The sequence below is a fragment of the Prauserella aidingensis genome (assembly GCF_024171865.1).
In the GTDB taxonomy this organism is placed as follows: domain Bacteria; phylum Actinomycetota; class Actinomycetes; order Mycobacteriales; family Pseudonocardiaceae; genus Prauserella; species Prauserella aidingensis.
Window position 1 is genome coordinate 26,644 of record NZ_JAMTCN010000019.1, and the last position, 24,939, is coordinate 51,582.

General features: G+C 70.6%; 20 protein-coding genes and 1 pseudogene. 11 read left to right on the plus strand and 10 right to left on the minus strand.

Features of this window, described 5'->3' with window-relative positions; all coding sequences use genetic code 11:
- Positions 1–101: 101 nt before the first annotated feature.
- Entirely contained in the window at positions 102–1,541 is a 1,440-nt protein-coding gene (locus tag LY13_RS17990; RefSeq protein WP_253829815.1) for a CCA tRNA nucleotidyltransferase, read from the minus strand.
- A gap of 158 nt (positions 1,542–1,699) precedes the next feature.
- On the opposite strand from LY13_RS17990, the gene LY13_RS17995 reads away from it, so the two are divergent.
- The 9 genes and pseudogenes from LY13_RS17995 (at position 1,700) to LY13_RS18035 (ending at position 13,666) form a co-directional block, all read left to right on the plus strand.
- Positions 1,700–2,191: an NUDIX hydrolase gene (locus LY13_RS17995; protein WP_253829716.1), complete on the plus strand. Its 492-nt coding sequence runs from the start codon at positions 1,700–1,702 to the stop codon at positions 2,189–2,191.
- A gap of 47 nt (positions 2,192–2,238) precedes the next feature.
- Positions 2,239–4,437: a DUF6049 family protein gene (locus tag LY13_RS18000; RefSeq protein ID WP_253829717.1), complete on the plus strand. Its 2,199-nt coding sequence runs from the start codon at positions 2,239–2,241 to the stop codon at positions 4,435–4,437.
- Between the two features lie 1,181 nt (positions 4,438–5,618).
- A complete protein-coding gene (murJ, locus tag LY13_RS18005; protein WP_443678910.1) occupies positions 5,619–7,394 on the plus strand; it encodes a murein biosynthesis integral membrane protein MurJ in 1,776 nt (591 codons plus the stop codon).
- Positions 7,395–7,485: 91 nt separating this feature from the next.
- A complete protein-coding gene (locus tag LY13_RS18010) occupies positions 7,486–9,039 on the plus strand; it encodes a protein kinase family protein (protein WP_253829718.1) in 1,554 nt (517 codons plus the stop codon).
- Between the two features lie 126 nt (positions 9,040–9,165).
- Positions 9,166–9,777, plus strand: coding sequence for an RNA polymerase sigma factor SigM (sigM, locus tag LY13_RS18015; protein WP_183647489.1), 612 nt, complete (start codon positions 9,166–9,168; stop codon positions 9,775–9,777).
- Positions 9,774–10,586, plus strand: a complete 813-nt coding sequence (locus LY13_RS18020) for an RsmA family anti-sigma factor (protein WP_253829719.1) — start codon at positions 9,774–9,776, stop codon at positions 10,584–10,586. The genes sigM and LY13_RS18020 overlap by 4 nt, the downstream gene beginning before the upstream one ends.
- Positions 10,587–10,799: 213 nt before the next feature.
- Positions 10,800–11,801 carry a thioredoxin-disulfide reductase gene (gene trxB / locus LY13_RS18025; protein WP_253829720.1) on the plus strand — a complete coding sequence of 334 codons (1,002 nt, stop codon included), beginning with the start codon at positions 10,800–10,802 and terminating at the stop codon, positions 11,799–11,801.
- 51 nt (positions 11,802–11,852) lie between these two features.
- Positions 11,853–12,185 (plus strand): annotated as a pseudogene (trxA, locus tag LY13_RS18030) (thioredoxin); the annotation flags it as partial.
- Between the two features lie 284 nt (positions 12,186–12,469).
- On the plus strand, positions 12,470–13,666 hold the full coding sequence (locus LY13_RS18035) for an N-acetylmuramoyl-L-alanine amidase (protein WP_253829722.1): 1,197 nt from the start codon (positions 12,470–12,472) through the stop codon (positions 13,664–13,666).
- 277 nt (positions 13,667–13,943) lie between these two features.
- Here LY13_RS18035 and LY13_RS18040 read toward each other — a convergent pair whose 3' ends face one another.
- Positions 13,944–14,663, minus strand: coding sequence for a GNAT family N-acetyltransferase (locus LY13_RS18040; RefSeq protein ID WP_253829723.1), 720 nt, complete (start codon positions 14,661–14,663; stop codon positions 13,944–13,946).
- Positions 14,664–15,047: 384 nt separating this feature from the next.
- Here LY13_RS18040 and LY13_RS18045 point away from each other — a divergent pair, with 384 nt between their 5' ends.
- Together LY13_RS18045 and LY13_RS18050 are read left to right on the plus strand one after the other, a co-directional pair.
- A complete protein-coding gene (locus LY13_RS18045) occupies positions 15,048–16,280 on the plus strand; it encodes an aminotransferase-like domain-containing protein (protein ID WP_308216365.1) in 1,233 nt (410 codons plus the stop codon).
- A 36-nt stretch (positions 16,281–16,316) separates the two neighbouring features.
- Positions 16,317–17,270 (plus strand): D-alanine--D-alanine ligase family protein, encoded by a 954-nt coding sequence (locus tag LY13_RS18050; RefSeq protein WP_253829725.1) that lies wholly within the window; start codon positions 16,317–16,319, stop codon positions 17,268–17,270.
- Between the two features lie 139 nt (positions 17,271–17,409).
- Here the strand turns inward: LY13_RS18050 and LY13_RS18055 are convergent, their stop codons facing one another.
- The 8 genes from LY13_RS18055 to rpmH form a co-directional block, all read right to left on the minus strand.
- Positions 17,410–18,435, minus strand: a complete 1,026-nt coding sequence (locus LY13_RS18055) for a ParB/RepB/Spo0J family partition protein (RefSeq protein WP_253829726.1) — start codon at positions 18,433–18,435, stop codon at positions 17,410–17,412.
- A complete protein-coding gene (locus tag LY13_RS18060; protein ID WP_253829819.1) occupies positions 18,432–19,298 on the minus strand; it encodes a ParA family protein in 867 nt (288 codons plus the stop codon). Before LY13_RS18060 ends, LY13_RS18055 begins: the two co-directional genes overlap by 4 nt.
- 115 nt (positions 19,299–19,413) lie before the next feature.
- Positions 19,414–20,121, minus strand: a complete 708-nt coding sequence (gene rsmG, locus LY13_RS18065; protein ID WP_253829727.1) for a 16S rRNA (guanine(527)-N(7))-methyltransferase RsmG — start codon at positions 20,119–20,121, stop codon at positions 19,414–19,416.
- A gap of 1,964 nt (positions 20,122–22,085) precedes the next feature.
- Positions 22,086–22,691: a Jag family protein gene (locus LY13_RS18070; protein WP_253829728.1), complete on the minus strand. Its 606-nt coding sequence runs from the start codon at positions 22,689–22,691 to the stop codon at positions 22,086–22,088.
- Positions 22,692–22,753: 62 nt separating this feature from the next.
- Complete coding sequence (gene yidC / locus LY13_RS18075; RefSeq protein ID WP_253829729.1) at positions 22,754–23,890, minus strand: membrane protein insertase YidC; 1,137 nt, start codon at positions 23,888–23,890, stop codon at positions 22,754–22,756.
- Positions 23,891–23,894: 4 nt separating this feature from the next.
- Positions 23,895–24,239, minus strand: coding sequence for a membrane protein insertion efficiency factor YidD (gene yidD / locus LY13_RS18080; RefSeq protein ID WP_372493851.1), 345 nt, complete (start codon positions 24,237–24,239; stop codon positions 23,895–23,897).
- On the minus strand, positions 24,236–24,625 hold the full coding sequence (gene rnpA, locus LY13_RS18085) for a ribonuclease P protein component (RefSeq protein WP_253829730.1): 390 nt from the start codon (positions 24,623–24,625) through the stop codon (positions 24,236–24,238). Before rnpA ends, yidD begins: the two co-directional genes overlap by 4 nt.
- Before the next feature lie 27 nt (positions 24,626–24,652).
- A complete protein-coding gene (rpmH, locus tag LY13_RS18090) occupies positions 24,653–24,790 on the minus strand; it encodes a 50S ribosomal protein L34 (RefSeq protein ID WP_183647447.1) in 138 nt (45 codons plus the stop codon).
- Positions 24,791–24,939 lie beyond the last annotated feature (149 nt).

Consider the following 24,939-nt stretch of genomic DNA (forward strand, 5'->3'; position numbering starts at 1 on the left):
CGTTCGCCGACAGCCCGTACGCGTGATTTCGTGCCGCCACGGCGCCCCACGAGCAGCATGGGGTGGACGGGTGGCGGGGTTGACGCGGCAGCCGGTCGCGGCTAGCCCGCCGGGTCGATTCCCTGCTCGGCGGCCCAGTGGCGGAGCTCGGCGACGGCCTCGTCGTGGTCGAGCGGGCCACGGTCGAGGCGAACCTCCTTGAGGTGCTTCCACGCCTGGCCGACGATCGGCCCCGGCTCCACCCCGAGGATGCGGATGATCTCGTTGCCGTCGAGGTCGGGGCGGACCCGCTTGAGGTCCTCCTCCTCGGCGATCCGCGCGATACGGGCCTCGAGGTCGTCGTAGGTGCGCTGCAACTGGGCGGCCTTGCGCCGGTTCCGCGTCGTGCAGTCGGCGCGCACCAGCTTGTGGAGGCGCGTCAGCAGGTGGTCCGCGTCGTTGACGTAGCGACGCACGGCCGAATCGGTCCACTCGCCGTTGCCGTAGCCGTGGAACCGCAGGTGCAGGTACACGAGCTGCGACACGTCCTGCACGATCTCCTTGGAGTACCGCAACGCACGCAAACGTTTGCGGGCCATCTTGGCACCGACGACCTCGTGGTGGTGGAAGCTCACCCCGCCGCCGGGTTCGAACCTCCGCGTGTCCGGCTTGCCGACGTCGTGCAGCAACGCCGCCAACCGCAGCACCAGATCCGGTTCGGACGTCGGTTCGTGCGAGCTCTCCAGGTCGATCGCCTGCTCGAGCACCGTCAGCGAATGCTGGTAGACGTCCTTGTGCTGGTGGTGCTCGTCCATCGCCAGGCGCATGCCGGGCACCTCGGGCAGCACGACGTCGGCGAGCCCGGTGTCGACCATCAGCTCGAGGCCCCGCCGCGGCGCCGTGCCGAGCAGCAGCTTCGACAGCTCGGCCTGCACCCGCTCGGCCGTGATCCGTTCCAGCTCGCCGGCCATGTCGTGCATCGCGGCGACGACCCGGTCGGCGGGCGTGAAGTCCAGTTGCGCCACGAACCGGGCCGCGCGCAGCATCCGCAGCGGGTCGTCGGCGAACGACTCCTCCGGCGTGGCGGGCGTGTCCAGCATGCCGGAGGCGAGCGCCGCCATGCCGCCGTGCGGGTCGACGAACGTCTTCGTCGACAGCTCGATCGCCATCGCGTTGGCGGTGAAGTCCCGGCGCACCAGGTCACCCTCGATCGTGTCGCCGAACGACACCTCGGGGTTGCGGCTCACCCGGTCGTAGACGTCCGCGCGGAAGGTGGTGATCTCCAGCTGCACGCCGCCCTTGGCCGCGCCGACCGTGCCGAACTCGATGCCCGTGTCCCACACGGCCTCGGCCCAGCCGGACACCAGTTGCTGGATCGCCTCCGGGCGCGCGTCGGTGGTGAAGTCGAGGTCGGACGACAGCCTGCCCAGCAGGGCGTCGCGGACGCTCCCCCCGACCAGGTACAGCCGGTGGCCCGCGTCGGCGAACCGCGCGGCCAGCTCGTCGGCGACGGGGGAGACCCGCAGCAACTCGGCGACCGCGTTGCGCTGAGCCTCCTTCATCGCCCGGAGCTGGGATTCGGTGGTGTTCACGGCGGCCTGGTTCACGCCTGCGCGACCTCCGCGACGTCGGCGCCCCACGCGGGCACGCGCGGGATCGGGTTCAACACGGACACAGCAAGCCAGCCTACCGGCGGCGGCATGTGATCTAGCATCGCAGCATGCCTGGATCGGCCGGTCGCTCCGGTGATGCCACACCACGGCGCCGGCCGCGGCGCCGTCGCGGGCGGCGCATGACGACTGTCGACGAGACCTCCGCCGGTGGTCTCGTGGTCGATCGCGCCCGCACGCACGCCGCGCTCATCGGCAGGCTGAACCGGCACGGCAGGCTGCTGTGGTCCCTGCCGAAGGGGCACATCGAGGACGGTGAGACCGTCGAGGACACGGCCGTGCGCGAGGTTCGGGAGGAAACCGGCATCCTGGCACGTGTGGTCCGTCCGCTGGGCTCGATCGACTACTGGTTCGTGGCCGAGCGCAGGCGGATTCACAAGACGGTGCATCATTTCCTCCTCGAGGCACACGGCGGCGAGCTGTCCGACGACGACGTGGAGGTCACCGAAGTGGCCTGGGTCCCGCTCGACGAACTGGATTCACGGCTCGCCTACACCGATGAGCGCAAGCTCGTGCGCAAGGCACGCGAGTTGTTCGGCTAGCGGACACGCGCACGGGCAGGCACGACCAGGCACGGAGGCGGCGAGCAGTGAAGAGGTTCAGCGCGTTCGCGCTGGCGTTGGCCTTCCTCCTCACCCAGGGGCTGCCCGTTCCACCGGCCACCGCGGCCGCCACGACGTCGGCGGTCGCCGCCGATCGGGCCGCTCACCTGCGGCCCGGCCTGGGCGGGCCGCAGCCCGCCCAGCGGCTCAGCGGCCCCGACCTGCTCAGCCTCGACATCGGCAGTTTCTCGCCGCGCGTGCTCACGGCGGGCGAGGCCGACCGCACGCGCGTACAGGTCACCGGAACGGTCACCAACACCGGAGACCGCGACATCTCCGAGGTGGTGGCGCGCCTGCAGGTCGGCCAGGCGGTGCCGACGACGAACGCGTTCCAGCGGGCCGTCACCGAGCCGCCGCCCGCCGACGCGGGCACGACCGCCTGGGTCACGCTCGCCGACACGCTCTCGCCCGGCGAGTCGGCCCCGGTGCGCTTCGACGTCCCCGCGGCCGACCTGCCGCTGGGCACTCCCGGCGTCTACCCCCTGCTGGTCAACGTCAACGGCACGCCCGAGTACGGCGGGCCCGCACGGCTGGCGTCGATGAACCTGCTGCTGCCGGTGATCGACCCGCCGAGCGAGGCCGCACCCGCGCAAACCACGCTGCTGTGGCCCCTCACGGCGGCCCGGCCGCGCGTGGTGTCACAGCCCCACGACGGTTCGATCGTCCTCGCCGACGACGGCCTGGCCACGGCACTCGCCCCCGGCGGCAGGCTCGACGCCCTGGTCGAGTCCGCACTGGCCAAGCAGGAGAATGCGGCGCTGTTCGGGTCGATGTGCTTCGCGATCGACCCGGAACTGCTGGGCACCGTCGAGGCCATGGCCGACGGATATCGGGTCCGCACCACCGACGGCCACGTCGAGGGCCAGGGATCGCAGGACGCACGCAACTGGCTCGACAAGCTCCGGTCACTCGTCGCCTCGCACTGCGTCGTCCAGCTGCCCTACGCCGACGCCGACCTGGAGACGCTCACCGAGGTCGATTCGGAGACCGACCTGATGCGGATGGCCGTCAGCGGCGGGGCGTCGATTCTGCGCCGGACCGGGGTGCAGCCTCGGCCCGGCGTCGTGTGGCCCGCGGGGGCGCTCGACCAGGACGCCATGTCGGCGGCCGCCGAGGCCGGCGCGCGGACGTTCCTGGTCCCGCCGACCGCGTCGGCGGGAGCCGACACCATCGGCCGCGTCTCGACCGCGGGTCAGGCGCGGACACTCACGTACGATCCGCTCGTGTCGGCTGCGCTGACCGGGCGCAAGGCCCGCGGGAACCGGCTGACCGCCGTGAACGACACCGAGGTCGCCACCCAGAACGGCATCGCGGCGCTGGCGCTGCGCGGTGGGCTCGGCGAACAGACCGGCGGACCCGTGGTGATCGCGCCCCCACGGCGGATCGACGCGACGACCGGCGAGCTGACCGCGTTCCTCGACGCCTACGCGCAGCTGCAGGGCGCGAACATGCTCACGCCGACACCGCTCGACGAGGTGCTGTCGGCCCCACCGCAGGACGCCGTGCCGGCACGGGAGCCCGGTGACGGCTCCGCCTCGGCCGCACTCGACGCCGAGCTCCTCGATTCGCTGTCGAGGACCGAGTCGACGACCGCCGACCTCAGCCGCGCGATGCGCGTCGATCCCACCCGGCAGGTGCCGCCCGCCGAGCTGCTGCAGCCGCTGCACAACGCCGTCATCCGCGCGACGTCCGCGGCCTGGGCGACCCGGCCCGCCTCGGCGACCGCGGCCGCCCGAAGCGCCGAGGACCAGCTCACCGACCTGACGGGACACGTCACGGTCGCGACGCTCGCCCAGCCGGTGCTGCGCGGGTCCGAGTCCGCCCCGCTGCCCGTGAGCGTCACCAACGACCTGCCGGTGCAGATCCGCGTACGCCTGCAACTCGAGAACATCGCGGGGCTGCGGCCTGCGCACATCCCGGTGCAGACGCTGTCGGCCGACAGCACGTTCAGCCCGCAGGTCCCCGCCGAGACGCTCCGGTCGGGGCGGTTCAAGATCACGGTGTCGCTCAGCACGCCCGGCGGCACCACGCTCGGCGAGCCGGCCGAGCTGGAACTCAGCTCCACGGAACTTTCGACCGTGACCCTCGTCATCACGATCGTCGCCGGCGTGGCGCTGGTGCTGCTGTCCGGCAGGCGGATCGTCCGCCGGATCAGGCACCGCGACGAGGGCGACGCGTCGTCCTGACTCGTACCGGCCGGGCGAAGCCGACGCATCCGAAGTCGTTCCCGACCTGAGTTTTACCGGCGAGCGCATTACCCTGAACCGAGCTTGACGCCGAGTTGATGGGGCACGCGTTGGACAGACAGCCGGGCCGGCCACCCGAACCCGGGGGCAGGCCGGGAGGACCGGCGAGGCCAGGGGGGCCTGCGACATCCGAGGGGGATGACGCAATGCAGTGGCCGGGTGACTCCGCGTGGCCGGACGAGGCCGCACGGCCGGACGACCCCGGCCGGTCGGACGACTCGGGCGATCTCGACCGGCAGGGCCGCCGCGAACGTCCGAACGGCGCCCCGCGCGAACCACGGCGGCCGCAGGCGGACCCGGCGCGTCCCGCGCCACCGTCCCGTCCCGCACCGCCGCCGGGGCCGGCGCCACAGCCACCAGCCGGACCCGACGATCCGCAACGGAACGGTCGCCGTGCCCCCGAGGCCGGCGACCGGCGTATGCCGCCACCCGACGGCGAACGTCGTCCCCGGCACGGCGCTCCGCCACCCCCGCAGGGTGCACAGCCACCGGCGGGGCCGCCGCCGGGTCCGCCCCCGGGCAGGCCGCCCGCCGACCCGGGCCAGGAGCCACCACGGCGTCGGCGACCCGCCGACCCGCCGGGTCACGGCGCTCCACCCGCGGGCCCGCCCGGCCCCCCGCCGTCACCCGGCCCACAGGCGCCCGGACCCGGTCCGCAACCGCCGGGACCTCACACGCAGGGGAGGCAGGCGCCTCCTCCTCCGGACCGCACCCGCCGTGACCGGCCGGTACCGCCTCCTCCGGAGAGCCGGCCGCCCCAGGAGCGCCCGGCGCCCGAGCCGCCCGCCGACCGGCCGCCCCACGCGTCCCCGGGGACACCGGCCGGTGGATGGCCGCCACCAGACGAACAGCTCCCGCCCGACCCGCGCGGGAAACCACCACGCCGGGGCAGGCCTCCCGAGGCCGCGCGGCGCGGTCCGGTGCGCCCGTGGCAAGGCGGACCGCCCCCCGACGGTCAGGCCGACGCGGGCGTTCCCGGCGAGCCCGCGCGCCCACCGCACGACGCGCCGTCGCACGAGCCCACCCGGCCCGTGGCACCCGTGGACCGGCCGGCCCCGCGCGGACCACAGGGGCGCCCGACACCCCCGCCACCACCGCGCGAGCCCGACGCGACGGTCTACATCCCGCCGCGCTCGGCGCGCTGGCCGGGGATAGATCCGGACGTGCAGGGCCCGTACGACGAGCTCGCGACGCAGATGATGCCGCGGATCCTCGACGGTCCCCGGCACACCGACATCGGCGAACGAATCCCGCCCGTCGGCGTCGACGAGCGCGCCGAACCGGAGGCCGAGCCGAAACCCGCGGCGAAGAAGCAGTCGCTGGCCAAGGCCACGGGCCGCATGGCGATCGCGACCATGACCAGCCGCATCACGGGGTTCCTGTGGAAGGTGCTGCTGGCGTGGGTGGCCACGCTCGGCGTGCTGTACGACTCGTTCACGGTCGCCAACACGATGCCGCTGATCATCAACGAGCTGCTGCTCGGCGGTGTGCTGACCAGCGTCGTCGTGCCGTTGCTCGTGCGGTCGCAGGACGACCCGGACGGCGGCGAGTCGTACACCCAGCGGCTGATCACGATGGCGATCACGATCCTCGGCATCGGCACGATCGTCTCGACCGCCGCCGCGCCGTGGCTGACGTCGCTGCTGATGGACGACTCGGGCGCGGCGAACCCCCAGCTGGCGACGTGGTTCGCGTACCTGCTGCTGCCGGGCCTGCTGTTCTACGGCCTGTTCGCGGTGCTGTCGGCGGTGCTCAACGCCAAGCAGATCTTCGGCCCCGCCCAGTGGGCCCCGGTGATCAACAACATGGTCATCATCGTCACGATCATCGCGTTCGCGCTGGTCCCCGGCGATCCGACGATCGTGCCGACGAGCATGAGCGACCCGCAGGTGCTCGTGCTGGGCCTCGGCGTGCTGTCGGCCATGACCGCACAGGCTCTGTTCCTCGTGCCCGCCCTGCGCGCCTCGGGGTTCCGGTTCAAGTGGAACTTCGGCCTCGACGAGCGGCTGAAGGAGTTCGGCGGGCTCGCGGCGTGGATCCTCGGGTACGTCGTCGTCAGCCAGATCGGCATGGTCATCAACACCCGCGTGCTCACCGCGGGCGCGGCGGGCGGCGCGTCGATCTACTCGAACGCGTGGCTCCTGTTCCAGCTGCCGTACGGCGTCATCGGCGTGTCATTGCTGACCGCGCTGATGCCGAAGATGAGCAGGGCCGCGGCCGACGGCGACCACCGCAGGCTGGTCGGCGACCTGTCCTACGGCTCCCGGCTGACGACGCTGATGCTGCTGCCGGTCTCCGCGGTCATGGCCGTGGCGGGCACGTCGATCGGTGTCGCCCTGTTCGCACTGGGCAAGGGCTCGGTCGAGGACGCGCAACGCCTGGGGCAAGCGCTTGCGGTCTCGGCGTTCGGGCTACTGCCGTACGCGCTCGTCATGCTGCAGATGCGCGTGTTCTACGCGATGAAGGACTCGCGCACGCCGACGCTGATCATGGTCGTGATGACGGCGGTGAAGATCCCGCTGCTGTACCTCGCGCAGGCGCTGCTGTCGCCCACCCACGTCGTGCTCGGCGTGATGATGGTCAACTCGCTGGTGTTCGTCGTCGGCGCCGTGCTCGGGCAGGTCTGGCTGTGGGTGAAGCTGGGCAACCTGCGCAGCAAGCGGGTCGTCGGTGTCATCCTGTTCACCGTCGTGGCGAGCGTGCTCGGTGCGGCCGCCGCTGCCGCCGCGGGAATGCTGGTCCCGGACTTCTTCGGGGCGATCGGCGGCGCCTGGGTGACCCTGATCCTGCAGGGCATCGTCGGATTGGGTGTCTCGTTCGGAGTGCTGATGGCACTCAAGGTGGACGAGCTCACGCCGGTGACCAGGAGGGTCACCCGGTTGCTCAAACGCGGCTAGAGGCGGAAGACACCGCCCTTGCACTGCGTGTTCACGTACCCTCTCCTAGAGACAGCAGGGAGCGACAACCGAACCTAGGGGGTCAGGCCGGATGGGCACGAGAGCGCAGCGTGGTGCGCTGGCGCCCGGCGGAGTCGTCGGTGACGGCCGCTACCGCCTGCTCGCGCAGTTCGGCATCGACGAACGCGCGGGCGCGCATCTGTGGCGGGCACGCGACGGGCAGCTCCGCCGCGACGTCGCACTGACCATGCTCGTCGGCGACCCGGCCGACCCCGAGGCCGCCCTGCTCGGCAGGCGCACGCTGGAACGCGCCGCGCACGCCGCGACGTTCGAGCACCCCGGCGTGGCCCGCGTACTCGACGTCCTGTCCCTCGGCAGCGGCATCTCCTCGTCCGAGGGACTGCTGGGCATCGTCGTGGCCGAGTGGACGAAGGGCACCGACCTGATCGACCTCGTCGCCGAGCGCCCCGTCGAACCGGGCGCGGCGGCGCGCATGGTGCGTGCCCTGGCCGAGTCGGTCGACCAGGCGCACCAGTCCGGCCTCGTACTCGGTATCGACCACCCGCAGCGGCTCCGGCTCACCCCGGACGGCAGGCTGCGGCTGGCCTTCCCCGGCCCGCTGCCCGACGCCACCCTCCGCGACGACGTCAAGGCGCTCGGCTCGGTGCTGTACCTGCTGCTCACCGGCCGCTGGGCACTGCCGGGGGGTCCGCCCGCGCTGCCGCCCGCGCCGAAGTCGCCGACCGGCAGGATCGTGCCCGCCAAGTCGCTCCAGCCCCGCGTGCCGCAGGAACTGTCGGCGCTGTCGGTGCGCACCATCGAGGACGGCGACCACGGCGGCATCCGCACCAGTGCGGCGATCCTGCGGGCACTCGACCAGGCGGCGGAAGCCGCCGAGCGCGCCAAGCAACCCGCCGAACCGGCCGAGCCCGACGGCAGCGTGTGGACGACGAAGAAGCCGTCGAAGGACAAGGCCCGCAGGCGCAAGCTCGCCCTCGGCGTCACCGCGCTCGTGTGCGCAGCCGTCGCCGTGCTCGCCTGGCTCGGCATGATGGCCATCAACTTCTTCCAGGACGACGGCGACACCTCGGGCCCGCCCGTGAACCTCGCCGACCCGACCGCCGAACAGCAGGCCGGGCAGAACGGTGGCCAGAACGGCGGGAACGACGGCAACGGCGGAAACGACGGCAGGCAGGGGCGAACCGGGCAGCCGGTGTCACCGTCGGAGATCACCGTCTACAACCCCGAGGGCGAGGGCGACAGCCCCGAGGACGCGCCGAAGGCCACCGACGGCGATCCCGCCACCGTGTGGCGCACCGACCTGTACAAGCAGCAGCTGCCCGCCCTGAAGCGCGGTGTCGGACTGCTCGCGACGTTCGACCAGCCCATCGACCTGTCGAAGGTGCGGGTCGTGGCCGACAGTCCGGGCACCGAGGTCCAGATCCGCACGGCCGATTCGCCGGACGCCGCCCTCGACGACACGCAGGTCGTCGGCCAGGGCAAGCTCGACGACGTGAACACAATGATCTCGCTCGACCGGCCTGTCGAGAGCACGTACGTGGTCGTGTGGGTCAAGACGCTTTCCGGTCAGGAACCCGAGTTCACCTCGGAGTTCGGCGAGGTGAAGTTCCTGCCGTCGGCGTGACGACCGAGCACCGGCCGTCGCCGAGCCCGCGGCGGCGACCCGCGCATTCCGGACGCAGGCGATCTCACCCGGACGATCCGAGCAGGGCGTGCTCACGCTCCGGCGCTCCTTAGTAATCTCTTCCGGGTGACAGCGCCCACCGCCGAGCCGACGGATGCGGATCTGATCAAGGCGCACGCCGCCGGCGATCCGCATGCGTTCAACGAGCTCGTACGCAGACACCGAGACCGCATGTGGGCCGTCGCCTTGCGCACGGTCCGCGACCCCGAGGAGGCCGCCGACGCCCTGCAGGACGCGTTCATCTCGGCTTTTCGCGCGGCATCGAACTTCCGCGCGGAGTCGCAGGTCACGACGTGGCTGCACCGGATCGTCGTGAACGCCTGCCTCGACCGGATCCGCAGGCGGCAGGCCAAGCCGACCGTGCCGCTCCCCGAGGAGGGTCACCAGGAACCGGCCGTCCCGCGCGACTCGATGGCCGAGCGCGAGACGTCCCTGGTGATCAAAGAGGCGCTCGACCAGCTGCCGGAGGACCAGCGCGCCCCGATCGTGCTCGTCGACGTCGAGGGGTACTCGGTGTCCGAGACCGCGGAGATGCTCGGCATCGCTGACGGGACGGTTAAGAGCAGGTGTGCGCGAGGTCGCTCCAAACTGGCGAAACTTCTCGGTCATCTGCGGAACCCGACCGAGGAAGGCGGCGTCCCAACTTACGAAAGCAAACACGGGGAGGGACGACGATGACGGACGAGTTCAGGGGGAATGGCGGGGCCGCCGACGGTTCCGCGTTGTCTGTCGACGTGCTCGCCGACCTGCACGCCGGTGCGCTGAGCGAGAGCGAGGCGGCCGAGCTGTGGCCTCGCGTCGACGCCGACCCGGAGGCGCGAGCCGTCATCGAGGCGCTGGAGGCGGCCCAGGCGGACCTGGGTTCCCTGCGGGACGAGCCGGTCGAGCCGATGCCCGCCGACGTGGCGGCGCGGATCGACGCGGCGATCGCCGACGAACAGCGCACCCGTGAGCAGCAGGCCGCAGGTACCAACGTCGTCAGCCTCGACCGGGCTCGCAGCAGGCGGAAGAAGCAGGGCATAGCGGCCGGCTTCGTCGCGGTGGCGGCGGCCGTGGTGGCCGCGGTCGCGATCGTCGTGCCGAACCTCGGCGGAGGCGACGAGACGCCGGGCGTCGCGCAGCCGGCACCGTCGGAGCAGTCGGAGCAGGCGGGCGACGGCGACGCGGGTGCACCGTCGGACGGCTCCGGACCGCTGGCGCTGTCGAAGGACAACGGCGAGCTGGCCTCGGCGGCGATGAACAGCATCGCGGGGGTGCGTGACTACGGCCCTCTCGAGACCAAGAGCCGCCTCGACGCCTGTGTCCAGGCGGCGGGCGCCGACCCGAGCAAGGACCCGGCCGGGGTGCGGCCGGTCACGATCGACGGGCAGGAAGCCGTCCTGGCGCTCTACACGACGGGCAAGACCGCCCAGTTCCGCATGGTCGCGGTGAGCCCGGACTGCACGTCGGCGCCGGTGCTCGACCGGGTCGTCGGCGCGGGCGGCTGAGCAGGGGCGGCCGAACGAGGCCCGACACGAATCCGGTGGAAGGCCGGCGGCGATCCGACACGGACGCCGCCGGCCTTTCGCTGCGGTGTCCACATCTCGGGAGCGGAGCTGACGAAAGGCCCGTCACATCCGGGCGTGGCCCGCGGCGGGAACAGACGCCCCTACGATGCTGTTGGACCCGGTGTCAGGCGTTATCGAAGCGGAGGAAACCCAGTGGCTGCAGAGGACGTACGGAACCTGATCATCGTCGGGTCGGGTCCCGCGGGGTACACCGCGGCCGTGTACGCGGCGCGCGCACAGCTCGAGCCGCTGGTGTTCGAGGGATCCCAGTTCGGCGGTGCCCTCATGACGACGACCGAGGTGGAGAACTACCCCGGCTTCCGGTCCGGCATCCAGGGCCCGGACCTGATGGAGGAGATGCGCGAGCAGGCCAAGACGTTCGGCGCGGACCTGCGCGCCGAGGACGTCGAGCAGCTCGAGCTGACCGGCGACGTCAAGTACGTCACCGCGAACGGCAAGCGCTACGCCGCCCGCGCGGTCGTCCTCGCGACCGGTGCCGCGCCGCGGTACCTCGGCGTGCCCGGTGAGCAGGAACTGCTCGGCCGCGGCGTGTCGTCGTGCGCGACCTGCGACGGCTTCTTCTTCCGCGAGCACGACATCGCCGTGGTCGGCGGCGGTGACTCGGCGATGGAGGAGGCGACGTTCCTGACGAAGTTCGCCAAGACCGTCACGATCGTCCACCGCCGCGAGGAGTTCCGCGCCTCGAAGATCATGCTCGAGCGTGCCCAGCAGAACCCCAAGATCCGCTGGGAGCTGAACTCGCAGGTCACCGAGGTGCTCGGCGACGGCACCGTGAGCGGCCTGAAGGTCGAGGACACGGTGACGGGCGAGGAGTCCACGCTGGATGTGACGGGCTTCTTCGTCGCGATCGGCCACGACCCGCGCAACGAACTGTTCCGCGACCAGATCGAGGTCGACGAGTCGGGCTACGTGCTCACCCAGGGCCGCAGCTCGTACACGAACGTCGACGGCGTCTTCGCCGCCGGTGACCTGGTGGACCAGACCTACCAGCAGGCCGTCACGGCGGCGGGCAGCGGCTGCACCGCGGCGATCGATGCCGAGCGCTGGCTCGCCGAACACGCCCACGTGGCCGAGGCCGCGGAGACGTCCGAGATGGTCGGCGGCGGCTACGCGACCGCCGGCGCCGCCGACTGACCGAATTTCCGGTTTTCCGCCCGCGACGACCGGGCCCGTACGAGGAAAGAAAGAGGCACCATGACCGACACAGTCAAGGTCACCGACTCCAGCTTCAGCGACGACGTGCTCGCCAACGACAAGCCCGTGCTCGTCGACTTCTGGGCCACCTGGTGCGGCCCGTGCAAGATGGTCGCCCCGGTGCTGGAGGAGATCGCGGCCGAGCACAAGGACAAGATCCAGATCGCCAAGCTGGACATCGACGAGAACCCGAACACCGCCCGTGACTACCAGGTCATGTCGATCCCGACGCTGATCCTGTTCCAGGACGGCAAGCCGGTGAAGCAAATCACGGGAGCCAAGCCGAAGGCGGCCCTGCTGGACGACCTGTCGGACGTCCTCTGACACAGGCGCCCGCGAGCGCATCCGCAGGCGAAAGCCCGGGACCGGACCATCCGTGTCCCGGGCTTTCGCATTGTCGGCCGCGATCTGCGTCACGCAGCCGCCGTCGAGCCGTCCCGTAGGTGAAGCGGCCGTCGAGGCGGGCCTGGCGCGCCCGTCACGTGGACGCAAGGCACAATGGTCAGGCGCAGGGCCCCGCGCCCTGTATTGGTTTGCACAGCATCAAAACACCGGATCGGGTGACGATTCGCCCGCTGGTCCGATGCCCAAGGTAGAGCGAGGAGTGCATGCGGGTACTCCGCCGCGGCGACAGCGGACCGGACGTCGCCGACATCAGGTCCATGCTGGTCAGCCTGGACCTGCTTCCAGGCACCAACGGCGCGCACGGTGTCAACGGCGCAGGTGGCAACGGTCACCCCCACGGCGCACCGGACGACTCGGACGCCGTCTTCGACGATCGGACGGAACACGCCGTCCGCGCGTTCCAGCAGCGCCGGGGTCTGATCACCGACGGCGTGGTCGGCCCCGCGACCTATCGCGCGCTGCGCGGCTCCTGCTACCACTTGGGCAGCCGCCCACTGGCCTTCCTCATCTCGTCGCCGGTACACGGCGACGACGTCTTCTCGCTGCAGGAACGCCTCACCGAGCTCGGTTACAACGCGGGCAGGCCGGACGGCCACTTCGGCGCGCAGACCGAGCGCGGGCTGAAGAACTTCCAGCGCGACTACGGCCTGACCATCGACGGCATCTGCGGCCCGTCCACCGTCCGCGCTCTCCGGCAGCTCTCGCCGCGCGCCCGTGGCGGCCGCCCGGTGTTCCTGCGTGAGCAGGAGCAGGTGCGTCAGGCGGGCCCGCGGCTGCGCGGCAAGCGCATCGTCATCGACCCCGGTCATGGCGGGGACGATCCGGGCGTCGACGTCGGCGGGGTCGCCGAACGGGACATCGCCTGGGACCTGGCCCGTCGCCTCGAGGGTCGGATGAAGGCCACCGGCATGGAGGCGCTGATCTCCCGCGGGCCCGCGCAGAGCCCGTCGGAGACCGAGCGGGCGCAGTTCGCCAACGAAGCGGGCGCCGACCTGTTCCTGTCCCTGCACAGCGACGGCAACTCGTCGCCACAGGCCCAGGGGGTCGCGAGCTTCCATTTCGGCACGGGCAACGGCACCACGTCGACCGTGGGTGAACTGCTCGCCGGCTACATCCAGCGCGAACTGGCCGCCCGCACCGGCCTGCTCGACTGCCGCACGCACCCCAAGACGTGGGACATCTTCACCCGCACGCGCTGCCCCGCGGTGCGTGTCGAGATCGGCTACCTGACGAACAGTCAGGACCGGATGAGGCTGTCCGATCCGGCGTTCCGCGACGTGGTCGCCGAGGGCCTGCTCATCTCCGTCAAGCGGCTCTACCTGCTCGGTGAGGGCGACCAGCCCACCGGCACGTTCACGTTCGCCGACGTCCTCGCCCACGAACTCGCCAAGGCCGAGTAGTAGTCGCGCCGCTCCGGCGCGGAGTGACACGTGTTCACCGGCGCCCCGCCGGGCCTTGGCGAGTGGCCACGCATCGTGTCGGAACATCGACGCAGCGCAGCCGACGGTGGAGCGGATGTGCACAAGCCACCGCAAATCTGTGGATAACCGTGTGAGTTGTACACAGAACTGTGGATAACTTCGGGCTGTGGACGGTTCCGTGCACCGGCTGCCGATCACACCGACACGGCCGGCCGCGCCACCGATACGAGAGCTCGGGGACCGGGCCTGCGGCCGTTCAGGCGCGTGAGCTGGACGACGTCGCCGTGGTCATCGTGACCTCACCGAGCAGCTTCTCCAGCGCCGCTTCGACGTCTTCCTTCCACGTGATCGACGACCGCAGTTCCAGCCGCAACCGGGGCCAGCGGGGATGCGGCCGCACGGTCTTGAACCCCACGCTCTGCAGGAACGCCGCAGGCACCACACACGAATGGCCGTCGTCGTCTCCACCGGCGGACGCGGCACCACCGGCGTCCGCGGCCGCTTCGGCACCCGCGGACGCACCGGTGTCGCTCTCGGCCTCCGGCTCCTCGGGACCGGCGTCGCCGAACGCCTCGATGGCCTTCACGCCCCGCCGGGTGAGGTCCTGGGCGACGGCCTGCACCAACATCCGGCCCAGTCCACCGCCACGGAACTCCGGCAGGATGTGGAACGCCGTCAACAGCACCGCGTCCGGGCTGGGAGGGGACGTCGGGAACGCGTCGGATCGGGGGACCGCACTCGGCGGCGCGTACAGCACGAATCCGACGGGCAGCTTCCCGCTGTAGACGATCCGTCCGCAGGAACCCCACTCGAGCAGCACGCCGGAGACCCAGGCCTCCTTCTCGACCTCGGTCTCGCCGAACTCCTCGGCCTGCTGCTTCAGATGCGGGGCGAGCTCCCAGTACACGCAACGCCGGCACTGGCGCGGCAGCTGTTCGAGGTTGTCCAGCGTGACGCCCACGATGCGACGTGACACCAGACCTCCCGGGCTGACGCGGCCGCGCGGCCGCGTGAAACCGCAGCCACCGGCACCGGCGGACGCCGCCCGCACGCCGGACGCGCGCAGGGCGAGTAACACCGGCAAGCATATGCCGATGTGACGAGCACGCCAACGGCGGGAGGTGCCCTACCACCTGTGGTTACACTCGAACAACTACCCGTAGGTGAAGCACGCAGGTAGAGCCCAGCCGCCGAACGCTTTCCCACGAAAAGCAGACGGAAGTATGCCATGAGCGAACCCCAGGTCCCGGATTCGCAGAGCGCGGAGCCGAATCTCCCCGAGACCAAGCCCGGCGCCGAGCCGGGGAGCCGTACGAACCTCGACCCCCACGTCGAGCGCTACGCCGCCCGCACCGCGGGCATGACGGCATCCGAGATCCGAGCGCTGTTCGCCGTGGCGAGCCGCCCCGAGGTCGTCTCACTGGCGGGCGGTATGCCGAACCTCGCCGCGCTGCCGCTCGAGTCGCTGTCGCAGCAGATGAGCGAGCTCATCGCGCAGGACGGGCTCACGGCCCTCCAGTACGGCTCGGCGCACGGCGTCCCGGCGCTGCGTGAGCAGATCTGCGAAGTCATGGCCATGGAGGGCATCACCGGCCACCCGGACGACGTCGTCGTGACGGTCGGCTCGCAGATGGCGCTGGACATGGTCACGCGGCTGTTCTGCGACCCGGGTGACGTCGTGATCGCCGAGGGCCCGTCGTACGTCGGCGCGCTCGGCTCGTTCGCCGCCTACCAGGCGGAGGTCGTGCACGTCGCTATGGACGACGACGGGCTCGTGCCCGAGAACCTGCGCGCCGCGCTCGCCGAGTGCGAGAAGGCGGGCAAACGGGTCAAGTTCCTCTACACGATCCCCAACTTCCACAACCCCGCGGGCGTGACGCTCGCCGTGGAACGCAGGGCCGAGATCCTGGAGATCTGCAGGCAGTACGACGTCCTCGTCATCGAGGACAACCCGTACGGTCTGCTCGCCTTCGACGGGCAGACCTACCCGGCGTTGCGGTCCATGGACCCGGACAACGTCGTGTACCTCGGGTCGTTCTCGAAGACGTTCGCCTCGGGGCTGCGTGTCGGCTGGGTGCTCGCACCCCACGCCGTGCGCGAGAAGCTCGTGCTGGCGTCGGAGTCGGCGACGCTGTGCCCGCCGACGCTGAACCAGCTCGTCGTGTCGAAGTACCTCGCGACGCACGACTGGAAGGGCCAGATCAAGACGTTCCGCGAGAACTACCGCGAACGCCGCGACGCGATGATCGGCGCCCTCGAGCAGTACATGCCCGAAGGCTGCAGCTGGACCCACCCCGAGGGCGGGTTCTACGTGTGGCTGACCGTTCCCGAAGGCGTCGACGCGAAGGCGATGCTGGCCCGCGCCGTCACCGCACGCGTCGCCTACGCCTCGGGGACGGGCTTCTACTCGGACGGCCTGGGCAGCAGGCAGATGCGACTGTCCTATTGCTACCCGACGCCCGAACGGATCCGCGAAGGCGTACGCCGCCTCGCGGGCGTTCTCGAGTCCGAAATGGACTTGATGCGGACGTTCGGTAGCGTCACCACCCGTGCCGTCTCCGGGCCGCAGACGCCCGGGCCGGACACGGCCTGATCGACGTTTTCCCTTCAGCCCCAAGGAGTTTCACGGGTGGCCGAACGTACTGTCGCCGTCCTCGCGGGCGGCCTCTCCCACGAACGGGACGTCTCGCTGCGGTCCGGCCGGAGGTTGTCGGTCGCGCTGCGCGATGCCGGACTCACGGTGCAGGAATGGGACACCGATGCGAGCCTCATCGGCAGACTGCGTGAGCAGCGCCCCGACGCGGCCGTCGTCGCACTGCACGGCGGCGAGGGCGAGAACGGGTCCGTGCAGACCGTCCTCGAAATGTTCGGCGTTCCGTTCGTCGGGACGCACTCGCAGGGATGCCGGCGCGCGTGGGACAAACCGATCGCGAAGGCGCTCGTGTCCGGAGCCGGCTTCGCCACGCCCGACTGGTTCGTCCTGCCCCACAGCACGTTCCGCGAGCTCGGCGCGCAGTCGGTGCTCGACGCGATGGTCGAACGGCTCGGCCTGCCACTGATCCTCAAGCCGGACCAGGGCGGATCCGCGCTCGGCGCCCAGGTGGTCCGCGACGCCGCCGAGCTGCCCACCGCAATGGTCGGTTGCTTCGCCTACGGCGACACGGTCCTCGCCGAACGGTTCGTCGACGGCACCGAGGTCGCCGTCACGGTCGTCGAAGGTGCGGACGGGCCCCAGGCACTGCCCGCGGTCGAGATCGTGGCGGAGAACGGCGTCTACGACTACACCTCGAGGTACACGGCCGGGCTGACCGACTTCTTCACACCCGCTCGGCTCGATGCCGACGTCGAGAAGGCGGTGGGGGAGTTGGCGATCGGCGCGCACCGGACGCTCGGGCTGCGGGACATCTCCCGCACCGATGCGATCGTCGCCGCCGACGGCACGGTCCACTTCCTCGAGGTGAACTCGTCGCCGGGCCTCACCGAGACGTCGACCGTTCCGATGGCGCTCGAGGCGGCAGGCACCTCACTGGGGAAGGTGTTCGACGAGCTCATCGACCGGGCCGCCGCCCGCGGCACGGCCTGACGTTCCCCCGATACACGAAAAACGGCGCCCGGAGCAGGTTCGCTCCGGGCGCCGTTTTTCGTGTTCACGACCGGTGGGCGGGCACCACGCCGAGTAATCGTCACCGTGACGTAATGACCCGGGGTGATGGGACCTTGGATCAGGTGTCCGATTTGCCCTTGTTCGGGTCCATCAGCCCGACGATGCGTTCCAGGTCGTCCACCGACCCGAACTCGACGACGATGCGACCCTTCCGACGGCCGAGGTCGACCTTGACCTTCGTGTCGAAGCTGTCCGACAACCGCGTCGCGAGCTCCTGGAGACCCGGCGCCTCCATCGGCTTCCGCGCCTGCTTCTTCTCCTTCTTCTGCGGGCCGTTCTTGTAGAGGGTCACTGCCTCCTCGGTCGCGCGGACCGACAGTCCCTCCGAAACGATGCGGCCCGCCAACTCCTCCTGCGCGTCGGCGTCCTCGAGCGACAACAGCGCCCGCGCGTGCCCGGCCGACAGCACACCCGCCGCCACCCTCCGCTGCACGGGGAGGGGGAGACGCAGCAGCCGGATCGTGTTGGTGATGACCGGCCTGCTCCGGCCGATCCGCGAGGCGAGCTCGTCGTGCGTCACGTCGAACTCGTCGAGCAGCTGCTGATACGCGGCCGCCTCTTCGAGCGGGTTCAGCTGCACCCGGTGGATGTTCTCGAGCAGAGCGTCCCGCAGCATCGCGTCGTCGGTCGTCTGCCGCACGATCGCCGGGATGTACTCGAGTCCGGCCCGCTGGGACGCCCGCAGCCTGCGCTCGCCCATGACGAGTTCGAACTTGCCCTCGGGGAGGGTGCGCACCACGATCGGCTGCATGAGGCCGAACTCGCGGATGGAGTGCTCCAGCTCGGCGAGCGCCTCCTCGTCGAAGACCTGGCGAGGCTGCTTCGGGTTCCGTTCGATCGACTCGACCGGAACCTCGCGATAGACCGCACCGGCGACCTGGCCGCCCACCGCGGGTGCGTCGTCGATGGCGCCGTTCGCGGCGAACCATCCACTGTCGTCACCCGCAGGCGGTTTGACGTCGGCCATCTCGGGGACCGGCACATGGGATTCGGCCTCGGGATCGATCTCGTGATCGTCCTCGGCCGGTCCCGTCGGGATCAGCGCTGCCAGTCCGCGGCCGAGGCCGCCTCTGCGTTCGGTCATTCCTGCTTCCCCTCCACACCGCGTTCGGCGACTTCGCGAGCGGCGTCCAGATAACTCATGGCGCCACGTGACCCGGGGTCGAACGCCAGCACCGTCTGGCCGTACCCGGGAGCCTCCGAGACCTTCACACTGCGCGGGATGATCGTCTTGAGGACGACCTCACCGAAGTGGTTCTTGACCTCCTGCGTGACCTGGTCGGCCAGCTTCGTGCGGCCGTCGTACATGGTGAGCAGGATGGTCGACACCGACAGCGTGCGGTTCAGGTGCTTCTGCACCAGCTCGATGTTGCTGAGGAGCTGCCCCAACCCTTCGAGGGCGTAGTACTCGCACTGGATCGGGATCAGCACCTCGTGCGCGGCGACGAGGGCGTTCACCGTGAGCAGTCCGAGCGACGGCGGACAGTCGATGAAGACGTAGTCGACGTCGAGCTGAGCCAGTGCCTCGTCCGTCAGCGCCTCCTTCAACCTCGACTCGCGCGACTGCATGGACACGAGCTCGATCTCCGCGCCCGCGAGGTCGATCGTCGCCGGCACGCAGAGCAGGTTGTCGCTCTGGGAGCTCACCTGCGCGGCGTCGACGAGTGACACCTCGCCGATGAGGAGTTCGTACACCGAGGGAGTGCCGGAGCGGTGGTCCACGTCGATCGCGGTGCTCGCGTTCCCCTGCGGGTCGAGGTCGATGACAAGCGTCTTGACGCCGTGCAGCGCGAGGGCGGCGGCCAGATTCACCGTGCTCGTCGTCTTGCCGACGCCGCCCTTCTGGTTGGCGACCGTGAGAACCCTGCGCTTGGACGGCCTCGGCATGAAGCCCTCGTCGGGGTGGAGCACCTTCGCCGCCCGGAGTGCCTCCTCGGCGATGGGCATCGATCCGCCGGTCTTGGACTGTTCAGCTGGCGTGGTCACCGAGTCTCTCCCTTCATCGGCGCGTACCCAACGCCGCCGTGTTTCACGTGGAACATGCCTTGCTCGGAACTGCTCGTCATGCGCTCCGCTGACCCTTCTTCTTCGACCGCTTCCGCTGCGATCCCGGCCGCCCCCGCGCGACCCGCTCGATCACGACGACCGTCGTCGGAGTGTCGAGAATGCCGGCGCCGCACTCCGCGATGCGCGGCTCGCCGCCACCGGACTTCGCCACATCGGCGCGGTCCCGCTCGATCTCCTCTGCGGCGCTGGCACCTTTGAGAGCGAGTAGCGTTCCGGACTCACGGACCAACGGGAGGCACCAGCCGGCAAGGCGGGCGAGGGGTGCGACCGCGCGAGCCGTGACGACATCGGCGGGATCGAGCTGTGCGCGCACGGCCTTCTCCTCCGCGCGTCCGCGAACCACGGTGACGCCGTCGAGGTCCAGTTCATCCACGACCTCCTCGAGCCATTCGACCCGACGAGCCATCGGTTCGAGGAGAACGATATCGAGATCGGGGCGGCTGATCGCCAACGGTACTCCGGGAAGACCCGCTCCGGACCCCACATCCACGACATTCGTTTCACGTGGAACCTCGTCACCGAGGACCGCCGAGTTGAGCACGTGGCGGTCCCACAGCCGGTCGAGCTCTCGCGGCCCGATCAGGCCCCGCGTCACGCCCTCTTCTCGCAACATCGCCACGAACCGTTCGGCCCGATCAACGTGCTCACCGAACACCGCGATCGCCGCTGTCGGGGTTGTGGACTCCAGCCTGTCAGGGGCCACCACTCAACTCCTCACTACATTCGCGGGCGCCGCGTTTCACGTGAAACGGCCCGCATCTGATTGTCCACGAACCCGCGCGCAACGAGTGTCGACAGTCCGAAGGTGTGGAGAACTCCACGCGCGGTTTCACGTGGAACATCGACAACCGGTGCACGGCCATCCGTCGCCACCCTCTCGGGCTTTCGCATGCCGTCGGTGAGCGAAGAAGGTCGCCGGATGCCGGCGTCGATCATAGGAGCTGCACGACACCTCGTCCGCCGCAGGCAGATTCTTCCGGGAACGCCGCGGGGGAGGCGGCGGCCGAAACCGTTGCCCGGAGGTGGATGCACCGTCCGGGTGCCGAGCCACGGGAGGCCGGGCGGCCGCACCGGCGCCTCGAGGATCCGGGAGCCGGAGCGTCGGGTATCGGGCGCCGGGTATCGGGGCGGCCGAGTGTCGCGATGTCCGACCCGCGTCGCCGAGACCGCTCCACCGTGCCACGCCGACAGCCGTGCCGCCGGATCGCCGTGCCGCCGGCCGCCCGATCGCCGGCCATCGGATCGCGGCGTGCCGCGCCTTGGCGTCGCCGGGCTTGGTGTCGCCGGGCGTTCGCGTCGCCGGGCGTTCGCGTCGCCGGGCGTTCGCGTCGCCGGGCGTTCGCATAGTCAGGCTTTCGCGTAGTCAGGCGCTCGCGTCGGAGGCTTGCGGGAGCTCCGGATGCATGCGCGCCTCAGTCCGCGCCGACGTTCCGGCAACCGGGCCCCGCACCTGTGGGGTGTTGCCACCAGAGCGCGGGGAGTGGCCGGAGGTCGGCCACCAGAGCCCGAGACCGCGATGTGACGAGTACACCGGGGCGCCGAGGACCAGGCAGCCCGACGTACCGCAACGCCGGCTCTCCCCACCACCCGGCTCTCCCCACCACCCGGCTCACCCCACCACCCGGCTCACCCCACCACCCGGCTCACCCCGCAGCCCGGCTCACCCCGCAGCCCGGATCACCCCACAGCCGACGCGCCGCGACGCCGGGCCACATCGGCTCACCATGGCCCGCGTCATCACACGTCGCCGGATCCCCGCCGTATCGCACGGGGTCGCGTCGTTGGCTCGTCGCTTCCGCCCGACCCACCGACGCGACCGGTTTCACGTGAAACGCGGGCGGGCGCGGGCGATCTCGCCCGCGCCCGCCCGCGTGCTGATGTCCGCGTTCCCAACACCGGATGCCATCGGGCCCACCGCCGCACGTCGTCGCACCCACAGTCGCCCGACGGGTCGGTCAGAACAACCCGCCCCACACTTGCCAGCCGGCAGAGGTTGCCCGTCCGAAGCCACCACGCGGACCGATGTCGTCGACACGGCGGGAGTGGGTCGCGTCGCCGTCTCGCGCCTCGACGTCCCCATCGCGACCACGCCCGGACCTCATGCGCCGGACGCCGCCCGCGGGAGGTGGCCCATCCGTGCCTCCGACGTCGCGCACTCGCTTCGCGACCCACCGAGTGGACCGTGCGTTCCGGAGCCGGTCGACCGGCGATTCCACCCGTCCGCATCCGGGCCCGCGATCGCGCCCGCCGCACCCGGACCCGAGAGCCACCCGTGTGTGAACGCGACCCGTGACCGAAAACCGGCTACACGCGAGCACCGCCGACGCGCCGACACGATTCGTCCGCTCGACCGCCCCGAGCGACACGGCGTGGCCCGGCCCATCGAGCACCGGCCCAGGTCGGTCCCGCTACCGGAACAGCAGGCCGTCCCGGTAGCGCCCGGCCCAGCATCGGCCGTCATGTCCCCGTCGCCGACGGCACGCTCAGCAGGCGACGTCCTGCCACGCCACGCCCCGCCACACAGTGCGTCACCGGACGCCACACCCGCGGTTCCACGTGAAACGACGGCGGAGCACACGGAACGCCGGCAGGGGAGCGGCCGCAGGTGAACACAGAAAAGCGGCCCGTCGGATTCCGACGGGCCGCTTCCGCTGACGGTGCGTCGAACTACTCGGGCACGACCACCACGCGACGCTTGGGCTCCTCTCCCTCGCTCTCGCTCGTCACGCCGTCGACTTCGGCGACGGCGTCGTGGACGACCTTGCGCTCGAAGGGGCTCATCGGCTGGAGCTTCTCCTTCTCACCGGACTTCGCGACGTTCTCGGCGGCGGTCCGGCCTATCCGGCGCAGTTCCTCCCGGCGACCCGCGCGCCAGCCCGCGACGTCGAGCATCAGCCTGCTCCGTGACCCGGTTTCCTGCTGAACGGCCAGCCGCGTCAGCTCCTGCAGAGCCTCGAGCACGGTGCCGCGCGGACCGACGAGGTTCTCCAGATCGTCGCCGCCGTCGATGCTGACGATCGCCCGACCCGCCTCGACGTCCAGGTCGATGTCGCCGTCGTAGTCGAGCAGGTCGAGCAGCCGTTCGAGGTAGTCGCCCGCGATGTCGCCTTCGCGGACGAGGATGTCGTCGGCCGACGACTCCGACTCGCCGCCCGCCGTGTCGTCCGCACCCGTGTCGGCCGACTCGGTCACTTCGCCGGCCTCGGCGGCCCCGGCCTCAGCGGCCGCGGCCTTCTCTTCTTCCGTGCCGATCACCTCTGCGGTCTCGGACATGTCGCTTCTCCTCTCGAGCCCCTCAGGCGAGGTCTGATTGCGGAAGGCGGTCGCCGCGCGCGTCAGCGGCGCTTGCCGCCCTTGGACTTCTTGCCCTGACCGGACGGCCGCTGCTTGTTGCCGCCGTTCTTGGCCCAGGCGCCACCCTTGGTGCTACTTCCGCCCTTGGCGCTGCCGCTCTTCTGCGAACCGCCGCCTGCGTTACCCGCGGACGACTTCGCGGAGACCTTCCCCGATTCGGAGCCGGACTCGGAGCCGGCGGCGGAGCCGGATTCCGCACCCGAGTCCGCGTCGGCCGAGCCCGCCCCGGCCTTCGATGCCTGCTTCTTCTGCGGGTCCGGCTTCTGACCCGGCTGCGGCTTCTTCGGCTTCTGGCCCGGCTTCGGCGCGAGGTTGTCGCGCTTCTCCTTCTCCTCGAGCTTCTTCTGCTCCTCTTCACGGTCGATGCGGCCGTAGACGAAGCGCTGCTGGCCGAGGGTCCAGCCGTTGTTCGCGAGCCAGTAGATGAGCAGGCCGATTGGGAAGAACGCACCGAAGATCAGGACACCGAACGGGAAGATGTACAGCGTCAGCTTGTTCATCATGGCCGTCTGCTGCGAGGCCGACGCCGGGTTCTGGCGGGCGACCGAGTGACGGGCCGTGAGGTGCGTGGCGATCGCGGCGATGATCATCAGCGGGATCGCGAGCGGAGCGACCTCCCAGTGCCACTCGCTCGACTGGCCCGCGAAGCCGAAGTGGTTGATGGCGTCACCGATGTTGATGCCGAACAGCTTCGCGTTGACGTACGAGTCGACTTCAGCGGCGTCGAAGAAGTAGTTGCTCGGCCTTCCCTCCTGGAAGTTCCGGAGCACCCAGTTCAGACCGATGAACACGGGAATCTGCAGCAGCATCGGCAGGCAGCTGCCGAGCGGGTTCACCCCGTGCTCCTGCTGCAGCTTGCGCATCTCCGTCGCTTGCTTCTGCCGGTCGTTGGCGTACTTCTTCTGCAGCTTCTTCACCTCGGGGGCGAAGTCCTGCATCTTCTTCATCGACCGGACCTGCTTGACGAACGGCTTGAAGAGGATGCCGCGCACCGTGAAGGTCAGGAAGACAATGCCGAGAATCCAGGAGATGGCGTTGTCCGGCCCGAAGACGACGCCGAACACCTTGTGCCAGCACCACAAGATGAACGACACAGGGTAGTAGATAAAGTCGAGCACTGAGCTACTCCTCGGTAGATATACCAGGGGGTTGACGCCGGAGGCTGAACGTCTCGGGCACGGGGTCCCGTCCCGGTTCGGTCCACGGACCGCACCGCAGCAGTCTGCGAACGGCGAGATAGCTGCCCCTCGCCGCGCCGTGCGTCGTCAGCGACTCGGCCGCGTATGCGCTGCAGCTCGGGTAGAACCGGCACATCGGGGGCAGGAAGGGGGAGATCGCCTTGCGATAGAAACGGATCGGGAGCAGCAGAATCCACGCAACCGGGGTCGGTCGCGGAGCCGCATGTGTCGTCTCGTCGTGGTCGCCTGCACAATCCGGGTGCTCGGCGACCGGCTGCTGCTCACTCACACCGTTCGTCCATTGCTGTCGCGGGGTGCCTCCGGTGCAGCGCTCGTGGCACCGGCAAGCTTCAACCGCCGCAACGCCGCGTCGAGGTCCGAGCCCAACTCCGCACTGCTCGCCTTCGCGGCCGGCGGAAGCGCTCGTACGACCAACGCGCAACCGTCCGGCAGGGTTCCGAGGCGGTCCGCGACGAGGTGGCGCAGGCGCCGGCTGACCCGGTGCCGCACCACGGAATTGCCCACGGCCTTGCTCACCACGAACCCTGCCTTCTTCCGCTCGCCGGAGTCGACGAGCGCGTGCAGCACAAGGCGGCGGCGCCCGGCTCGGACGCCGCCGCGCATGACGGCACGGAATTCCTCACTGCGCCGCAGGCGAGCGTCGGCGGGAAGCACGCGCGCTCGGACCCGGCCGCAGCGAGGTCAGGCGGACAGCTTCTGACGGCCCTTGCGACGGCGAGCGGCCACGATGGCGCGGCCCGCCCGCGTACGCATCCGCAGCCGGAATCCGTGGGTCCGCGCGCGTCGACGGTTGTTCGGCTGGAAGGTGCGCTTGCTCACGGCGTCATTCTCCTGGTCTGGCGACGTAACAGGTCTGGGGTCGCCACCGTCCTCGTGTTCGCCACGGGAACCGGCGCGATAGTCTCCCGTGGGAGACCTCGTCGGCCGGACGGCCGTGACGCCGTGGAGTCGGCGGCAGACCTTTCAAG